A 7,925-nucleotide genomic window follows, 5' to 3' on the forward strand; every position below is an offset into this window, starting at 1 on the left:
GCCGACACCCGTTCGATTCATTCATCTGTGCAAAAACTCCGGCTGGACGCTGGCTTGACCCTGAAGAACTTGCCGGTCCTGCAGTATTCCTTGCTTCTGATGCATCAAACGCAGTCAACGGCCACATCTTGTATGTAGACGGCGGTATCCTCGCATATATCGGAAAACAGCCGTCATAATTTTTTCCCCGCCTCGTGCGGGGTGTTTTTTAAAAGGGGGATTCCATGAAAGGAAATGTAATCGTCGGACAGTCAGGCGGCCCGACAGCAGTAATAAACTCCAGTCTTGCGGGTGTTTTTAAAACTGCAAAAGACCGTGGCGCAAAAAAAATCTACGGAATGTTAAACGGCATCAAAGGTCTTCTTGATGAAAAATATATCGATTTGACCGAAAAACTTGATTCAACAATGGCAATCGATTTGCTCAAACGAACACCTTCGTCAGCACTTGGCTCATGCCGATTCAAGCTCCCGGATGTAGAAAAAGATCCGGAAACATACAAGAAGATTTTTGAAGTCCTTAACAAGCTCGAAATCAAATATTTCTTCTACATTGGTGGAAACGACTCAATGGACACAATTCAGAAACTGTGCGCCTATGGCAAAAGCGTAAACAGCGACATCAGTTTCATGGGTGTTCCAAAGACAATTGACAATGACCTTGCAATCACCGACCATACGCCAGGTTTCGGCTCCGCAGCAAAATTCATTGCGTCAACAATGAAAGAAATTATCCGCGACGGTCATGTTTACGACTATCCGACAATTTCAATCGTAGAAATCATGGGGCGAAACGCGGGCTGGCTCACAGCATCTGCCGCACTTGCAAAATCAGATGACTGCGAAGGCGTCGATTTGATTTATCTTCCAGAAAAAGTTTTTGATGTTGACCACTTCCTTAACAAAATCAAAGAACTTTCAAAAACAGGAAAATCAATTGTCGTTGCAGTTTCAGAAGGTGTCAAAGTTGCAGACGGAAGATTTGTATTTGAACTTGCCGCAGAACATGTCGAATTCGTCGATGCATTCGGTCACAAGCAGATGTCTGGAACGGCAACATTCCTTGCAAACAAAGTTACTGCCGAACTCGGAACAAAAGCCCGTGCAATCGAGCTTTCAACCTTGCAGCGATGTGCGGCTCACATGGCAAGCCGAACGGACATTACTGAAGCATACAATGTTGGCGGTGCAGCAGTAAAAGCCGCATTTGAGGGCGAATCAGGAAAAGTCGTCGTAATCAAGCGGGTTTCAGATGATCCGTACATGGCAATCACCGAAACTGCCGATGTTGAAAAAATCGCAAACATCGAAAAGAAAATTCCGCTCGAATGGATTACCGATGATGATTATGTCACCCAGGACTTGATTCACTACATCCACCCGCTCATTCAGGCAGAACTTTCACCAATCATGGTTGACGGTCTTCCACGCCACCTGAATCTTTCGATGCAGTAAATCTTATAAAAAGCATCTGCCGCTTTGGTGCGGCGGTGCTCCTCTTCTTTCCCTTTTTTTTCAAATTCACACACACCTTTTCAAATCTTCTATTATATTCTAAACTATTTAAATCAAAAATATTTACGAGGTACAGCTATGGACGGAAAGGAAGAGATTCTTGATTTGCTGCGCGAGAATGCGCGTCTTGCAGTAGAAGATATTTCGGCAATGACCAAAAAAACGCCTGACGAAGTAAAGGCCATCATTAAGTCTCTGGAAGACGAAGGAATCATCTTAAAATACGCCGCCATCGTTAACCCTGAAAAAGACACGAATACCAAAGGCAAAGTTCGTGCCGAAATCGAAATTCAGTGCCAGCCAGAACGCGAACACGGATTTGACGCACTTGCCGAGCGAATCTACCGTTTCCCGCAGGTCAAGTCACTTTATCTGATGAGCGGTGGCTACGACCTCAAAGTCGTAATTGAAGGCGATGATTTAAAAGAAGTCGCTTTGTTCGTAGCACAAAAGCTCTCAACGCTTGAAGGAGTTCGCTCAACAAAAACTCACTTCCTGCTCAAAACATACAAAGAAAATGATGTTCTCTATGTAGAGGACGAAAGCGACCGCCGTGAAGGAGTTATGGCTTAAATGAATACAAGAGAAGATAGATTATCAAAATCAATGCAGAATATTCCGCCATCGGGCATCCGTAAGTTTTTTGAGATGCTGATTGGTCATGACGATGTTATTTCACTTTCGGTCGGTGAGCCTGATTTTCCGACTCCGTGGGTTATCCGTGAAGAAGCATACTACCATCTTGAAAAAGGCCACACCTCTTACACTTCAAACTGGGGTTTAATCGAGCTTCGTGAAGAAATCGCCAAATACATGGAGCGATATAATCTTTACTACAACCCAAAAAACGAAATTCTGATTACAGTTGGTGCTTCGGAAGGCGTTGATGCCGTTCTTCGTGCAATTTTGAATCCAGGTGATGAAATCATCGTCGTTCAGCCTTGCTATGTAAACTACACTCCACTCGCAGAATTGACTGGCGCAAAGGTCGTTCCAATCGACACGAGCGTAAACGGATTCTACCCAACAGCCGAGCAGATTGAAAAGGCAATCACTCCAAAAACAAAGTGCGTCATGATGTGTTCTCCGAACAACCCGACCGGCACAATGATTCCAAAGGACGAACTTGAAAAAATCGCAAAAGTCGTTGTCAAAAATCAAATCTGGTGTATTTCCGACGAAATTTACTGTGAGCTTGCTTATGACGGAGCAGAGCATGTTTCTGTCGGCTCTTTCCCGGAAATGAAGGACTACACAATCATCCTCAACGGCTTCTCAAAATCTTTCGCAATGACAGGATGGCGAATCGGCTACATTGCGGCTCCTGCAGAAGTTCTTGCACAAATCGTAAAGCTCCACGGCTACAACACAATCTGTGCTCCGATTTTCAGTCAGTATGCTGCTGTCGAAGGCTTGCGACACGGCTGGAAGGATGTCGAAAAAATGCGCGTAAGTTACCAGCAGCGCCGAAATCTCATGTACAAGGCATTCTGCGACATGGGACTTGAAGTTCCTGAGCCAACAGGCGCTTTCTACATGTTCCCAAGCATCAAAGGCCTGGGCCTTACAAGCGAAGAATTCGCAACAAAACTCTTTGAAAAACACAATGTAGCAGTCGTTCCGGGAAGCGTTTTCGGTCTTGGCGGCGAAGGTCACATCCGATGCTGCTATGCCACCGCCATCGACAAAATGAAGACTGCTTTGGACAGAATCGCAGAATTTGTCGAAGAACTAAAAAAATAGAGTCTATGTGCCGATAATAGACATAGTATGAGTACTTTAATTGCTGTTGTCATTATTGTCGCTTTTGGCGCGCTTGTTCTCGCTTTTGCTACCCGAAAAAAATCAGGTAAAGGCGGAAAACAGAAAAGTCGCGCCCAAATAATCAGAGATTCGACCCGTAAACTTGCACAGGATCCTCATAATGCGGACGCTCTTATCGCTCTTGGAAATTTGTACTACAACGAAAGGGCCTGGGATAAAGCTTATCCAATTTACGAAACCCAGATTAGCATTGCCCCTGTCCACAAAGAAATCGATGTTTTTAAAGCTGCTCTCCGACAGGGTATTTGTGCGGTCAAACTTAACAAAATTCCCGAAGCTTTTAAGGGTTTGAGTTCTGCTGTTCAGATTAATCCAAATGATTTTGAAGTCAACTATTATCTTGGCCTCACTTTCTATAAAAATAATGAATTTGAAAAAGCCGTTCCTCGCTTCAAAAAAGCCGTAGTCTTAAAACCAGAAACACCCGGTCTCAATTCGCCACTCGGACTTTCTCTCTACAAGGCAAAACATTACAAGGAATCGCTTCCATACCTCAAACGCGCTCTTGATGAAAACCCTGAAAACAAAGAGGCTCTTTTTGCAATGGCTGACGGCATGAACGAAAGCGGCTATGGTGAAAAGGCAATGAAGGTCTTTATGCATTTGCGTCCGGATCCAGAATTTGGAGCAAAAGCCTGTCTCGCCGCAGGAATGCACCATCTTAAAATCGGTGAAGCCGACAATGCTATTCAGGATTTTGAGATTGGTCTGAAACATCAGAATGCAACTCCTGAAATTGCGATCGAAACACGCTATCGTCTTGCACTCGCTCATTTTGCTTTAAAATCAATTGGCAACGGAATCAGCTATCTACAGGAAATCATGGCAATCAATCCTCAGTATAAGGATGTTCCTCAGCTTCTTGCACGCTATTCTGAGCTTAACCAGAACAAAAACCTTCAGACATACCTCATGGCAAGTTCAAGCGATTTCGTGTCTCTGTGCCGAAAAATCGTTATGAAATATTATCCGCGCGCAGTTGCAAAAATTGTTGATATTTCCGTAAAACCTGAGAATATCGAGATTTTGACAAGTGTTGAATTCGTTCGCTCGGAAGAAACCCATATTTTCCGTTTTTACAGAACTACGGGTGCCGTGGCTGATTTATATGTCCGCGAATTCCATTCACGCGTTTCGGAAGCAAAAGCTGACAAGGGCATTTGTATTTCCGCCGGCCTTTACAGTGACGAAGGCCGCAAATATGCAGAAGGCCGCCCTATCGACTTAATTGACAAGAACGGCCTCATAAAAATTCTCAAAAAGATAGATTAGAATGTTTTGCCCGCGTCAATGATGCGGGCTTTTTTTATCGGATTTTTTCGATTTGCTCATGCTGCTCATCAAAAATTTCCATGATGTGGTCGATAACCTTTTGCTTCGGATCGGCTTCATCAGCAGGCAGTGTGGCAAGATATTCTTTTCGGAACTGCTTACAGTCAATAACCGGGCTTGAACCAAAAATCTGTACGGCCGGTTCGACCAAATCAGCAAGCATGTCATCCGGATTGTTCATGTCGATTGTAAGCGCGCTTCCGTTAATCGTAACAAGAATCATTACATCGAACATTCTGAGGTAAGAATCAATTTCTCGCAAACCGCGTTTTGTTTCTGGATAGCCTGGTCGATAGCGTGTGCCGCTTGGGAAAACCAAGATGACCTCACCTGCCCGTTTGCATTTGTCCATTGCACGCATGGCCGCAAGATTAATTGTTCTTGCTCGCTTTTCTTCTTCGATTTTTTCTTCTTCGCTCTGAGCATTGGCTTCTGCTTTATCGAGAGAGCGTGTCGGATAAATGACAACACGAGTAAAACTTTCAGCAAAGGCACGAACAAGAGGATTTGCTTCATTGAGCTTCATGCCCGCAATTGCAACAATTCGCTTTGAAAGATCTTTGCCTTCTTCGCCCAAATCATGCTCAAGAAGATAGCAAAGTGCCGGCAAATCTGTATTTGAATAATGCTCCATAAGGATAAGACCGTGCTTGCCTGATTTTACCGCGTCCAAAAATGCACGGAAATTTTCTTTGCCCTCAAGACGACTTCCTTCAGCCATATTATCAGCAACGAGTTTGTCCATGAATTTGCGTGTTGCAGGATTTTCTTTTTGGTAAACATTTGTCTCATCAATTTTTGCCGCAGCAACAGAAACATTTGCAAGTTCCTTGAACATTTCTGCGTATTTTTCTCTGATAGAAATTGCCATAAATTCCCCTATTCGTTAACAGTAATCTTTATTTTATGTCTTAGACGAATTTTTAGCAAGCATGCCTTTATTGAAAACAGAGCAACTTTCTTCTATAATTTAAAAATACAACACTTTATGGAGTACAACATGGCACGATTTCTCAAAAAATTCTTTTTACCCGCCCTTTTGATTTCTTCCCTTCTGATTTCCTGCGGATCTTCTGATGGAAAGGGAACTTCCAATTTACCAGCCGGCCTTGAAGCCTGGACCGGAGATAAAAATTATAAGAGTCCGCATACTTTGCCAGAACTCACAAATCAAAGCGAAAATCTAAGCGCAAACTGGTGGAAAAATTCTTCTTTCTATCATATCTGGATTAAGAGTTTCAAAGATTCTGATTCAAACAACTGCTCAACCAATTGCGGTGACTTTAAAGGAATCGAAGACAGTCTTGACTACATTCAGAATGACTTGGGTTGCGATGCAATCTGGCTGAGTCCGTTCTGGGACTGCTCTTACAAAGGCTCCAATATGCACGGCTACGATGTCAACGATTTTTACAAAGTGAATCCATATTTTGGAACAGGAAACGGAGCCAATGCAGAGGCAGAACTTGAATCTCTGATAGCCGCATGTCACTCACGCGGAATGAAAATCATTTTTGACTTCGTGCCGAACCACACTTCAGACCAGAATCAATGGTTTAAGGATTCTGTTGACGGCAAAAACGGCAAGTCCAGCTGGTATATGTGGAATACAAAAGCCCTCGATTGGAAAAACACCTGGGGTGCTAATTCCTGGCATTTGAAAAACGGTAAATACTACTACGCCGCATTCGCAAATACCCAGCCTGATTTAAACTACCGGAACTATGAAGTTCGCGAAGAAATGAAAAATGTCGTGCGATACTGGCTGAACAAAGGCTTCGACGGTCTTCGAATTGACGCGGTGCGCTATCTTGTAGAAAACGAAGATTCGCTTCAGGACACGCCGGAAACTCACGAATGGTTTGCAGAACTTCGCCAAGTCATCGATGAATACGAGTCACCAAAATTCATGGTCTGTGAGGCATGGATTGAAGGTGACCGCACAGCCCTTAACAAATACTTTGGCACGGATGCAAAACCTGAATTCAACATGGTTCTTGATTTTGATCAGGGAAAAACTTGCATTGAAGAAGTTTTATGCCAGGGAACCGACATTTACTACAATAACAAATTCAAATACAGTTCCCTTTCAAAGTTTTTCGCAAATCCTGATTCAAACAAAGCCTACGGAACATTCCTTGGAAACCATGACGAATATTTTGACAGACTCGGCGATCACATTCCTTCTGAAAGTCCTGCAGCAGCCTTGGCGACTTCACTTTCACTTCTCCGGCCGACAGTTCCGTTCATTTATTACGGAAACGAAATCGCACAAAAATCGGGTAGCCAGAGCGGAGACGAAAGATTAAGGCAGCCATTTAACTGGACATCAGCAAATACTCAGAAAAATACAACAGATTCACCTCTCAATGTAAACAAAGCGCTCCTGAATCTTAGAAAAACAGCCGAATACAAAGAGGTTTTTGCAAACGGAACAGTGCAGATTCTTGATATCGACATGATTTATACAGAAACCCAAGAACCATGGAAACACGCACTTGCTTACACCATCACAAATGGCTCACAAAAACTGCTCGTTGTTGCAAATCTTACTTCTTCAAAACAAAACACGCTCTATTTCACTAATCCTGGCTTGAATACCGATTCGTACAGTCTTCTAGTAGGAAATAAAGACGCTGACACGACAATCAAAACAGATGGATCGGATTTACTTTTTTATAATTTCTGTTCTTACGAAATTCGTGTGTATGATTTGAGTTCCGGCGACAAACAGACTGTCCTTGACATTTGGGATCATGACTCCGTAACAATGTATCTCAGAGGCACGATGAATGAGTGGGGGGCAACACAAATGACCTTTAATTCAGCAAGTGGTGATTTTTCTGTTACAGTTGAGCTTACGGCCGGGACAAAATACGGATTCAAATTTGACGAAAATGCAGACTGGGCTCACTCTTATGGCCCAAAAGATTCTAATTCATCGAGCATTGTTTTGAATACAGAAATTGAAACAAGTGATGCACCTGGAATAGGCACGAATTTCTCTTTCACCCCTGCTGAAACTGGAAATTACACCTTCATATTCCACAAAAATTCGCTCACCGCAGAAATTAAAAAGTAACACAATGAAGGTTTTGTGAATCTTTGCAAAACGCCCTCAAAACTAATTGAGTTTTTTCTTAAAAAGAGATAAGATTTTAAAGATATCTTTATTCAATTTTGGGGGCGTAGCTCATCTGGTAGAGCATTTGGTTCGCAATCAAAGGGTGGCCGGTTCGAGTCCGGTCGTCTCCA

7 protein-coding genes and 1 tRNA gene are annotated in these 7,925 nt (G+C 43.1%); 7 read left to right on the forward strand and 1 reads right to left on the reverse strand.

What is annotated here, in order from left to right:
• The 5 genes from Q0Q74_RS13765 to Q0Q74_RS13785 form a co-directional block, all read left to right on the forward strand.
• Positions 1-179, forward strand: a 179-nt coding sequence (locus Q0Q74_RS13765; RefSeq protein WP_294431791.1) for an SDR family oxidoreductase, incomplete at its 5' end; no start/stop codon positions are given.
• 45 nt (positions 180-224) lie between these two features.
• Positions 225-1,454, forward strand: a complete 1,230-nt coding sequence (locus Q0Q74_RS13770) for a 6-phosphofructokinase (RefSeq protein ID WP_294431779.1) — start codon at positions 225-227, stop codon at positions 1,452-1,454.
• Between the two features lie 138 nt (positions 1,455-1,592).
• Entirely contained in the window at positions 1,593-2,087 is a 495-nt protein-coding gene (locus Q0Q74_RS13775) for an Lrp/AsnC family transcriptional regulator (RefSeq protein WP_294431781.1), read from the forward strand.
• On the forward strand, positions 2,088-3,257 hold the full coding sequence (locus tag Q0Q74_RS13780) for an aminotransferase class I/II-fold pyridoxal phosphate-dependent enzyme (protein WP_294431783.1): 1,170 nt from the start codon (positions 2,088-2,090) through the stop codon (positions 3,255-3,257). It abuts the gene before it with no gap.
• Between the two features lie 27 nt (positions 3,258-3,284).
• A complete protein-coding gene (locus Q0Q74_RS13785) occupies positions 3,285-4,610 on the forward strand; it encodes a tetratricopeptide repeat protein (RefSeq protein ID WP_294431786.1) in 1,326 nt (441 codons plus the stop codon).
• 34 nt (positions 4,611-4,644) lie between these two features.
• On the opposite strand, the gene Q0Q74_RS13790 is transcribed toward Q0Q74_RS13785, so the two are convergent.
• Positions 4,645-5,541 (reverse strand): 1-acyl-sn-glycerol-3-phosphate acyltransferase, encoded by an 897-nt coding sequence (locus tag Q0Q74_RS13790; protein ID WP_294431788.1) that lies wholly within the window; start codon positions 5,539-5,541, stop codon positions 4,645-4,647.
• Positions 5,542-5,670: 129 nt separating this feature from the next.
• Between Q0Q74_RS13790 and Q0Q74_RS13795 the strand changes: the two genes are divergently transcribed.
• Together Q0Q74_RS13795 and Q0Q74_RS13800 are read left to right on the forward strand one after the other, a co-directional pair.
• Positions 5,671-7,752 carry an alpha-amylase family glycosyl hydrolase gene (locus Q0Q74_RS13795; RefSeq protein WP_294431789.1) on the forward strand — a complete coding sequence of 694 codons (2,082 nt, stop codon included), beginning with the start codon at positions 5,671-5,673 and terminating at the stop codon, positions 7,750-7,752.
• A 100-nt stretch (positions 7,753-7,852) separates the two neighbouring features.
• Positions 7,853-7,925 (forward strand) — tRNA-Ala (locus Q0Q74_RS13800).

This window comes from uncultured Treponema sp., from assembly GCF_946187725.1.
Lineage (GTDB): Bacteria > Spirochaetota > Spirochaetia > Treponematales > Treponemataceae > Treponema_D.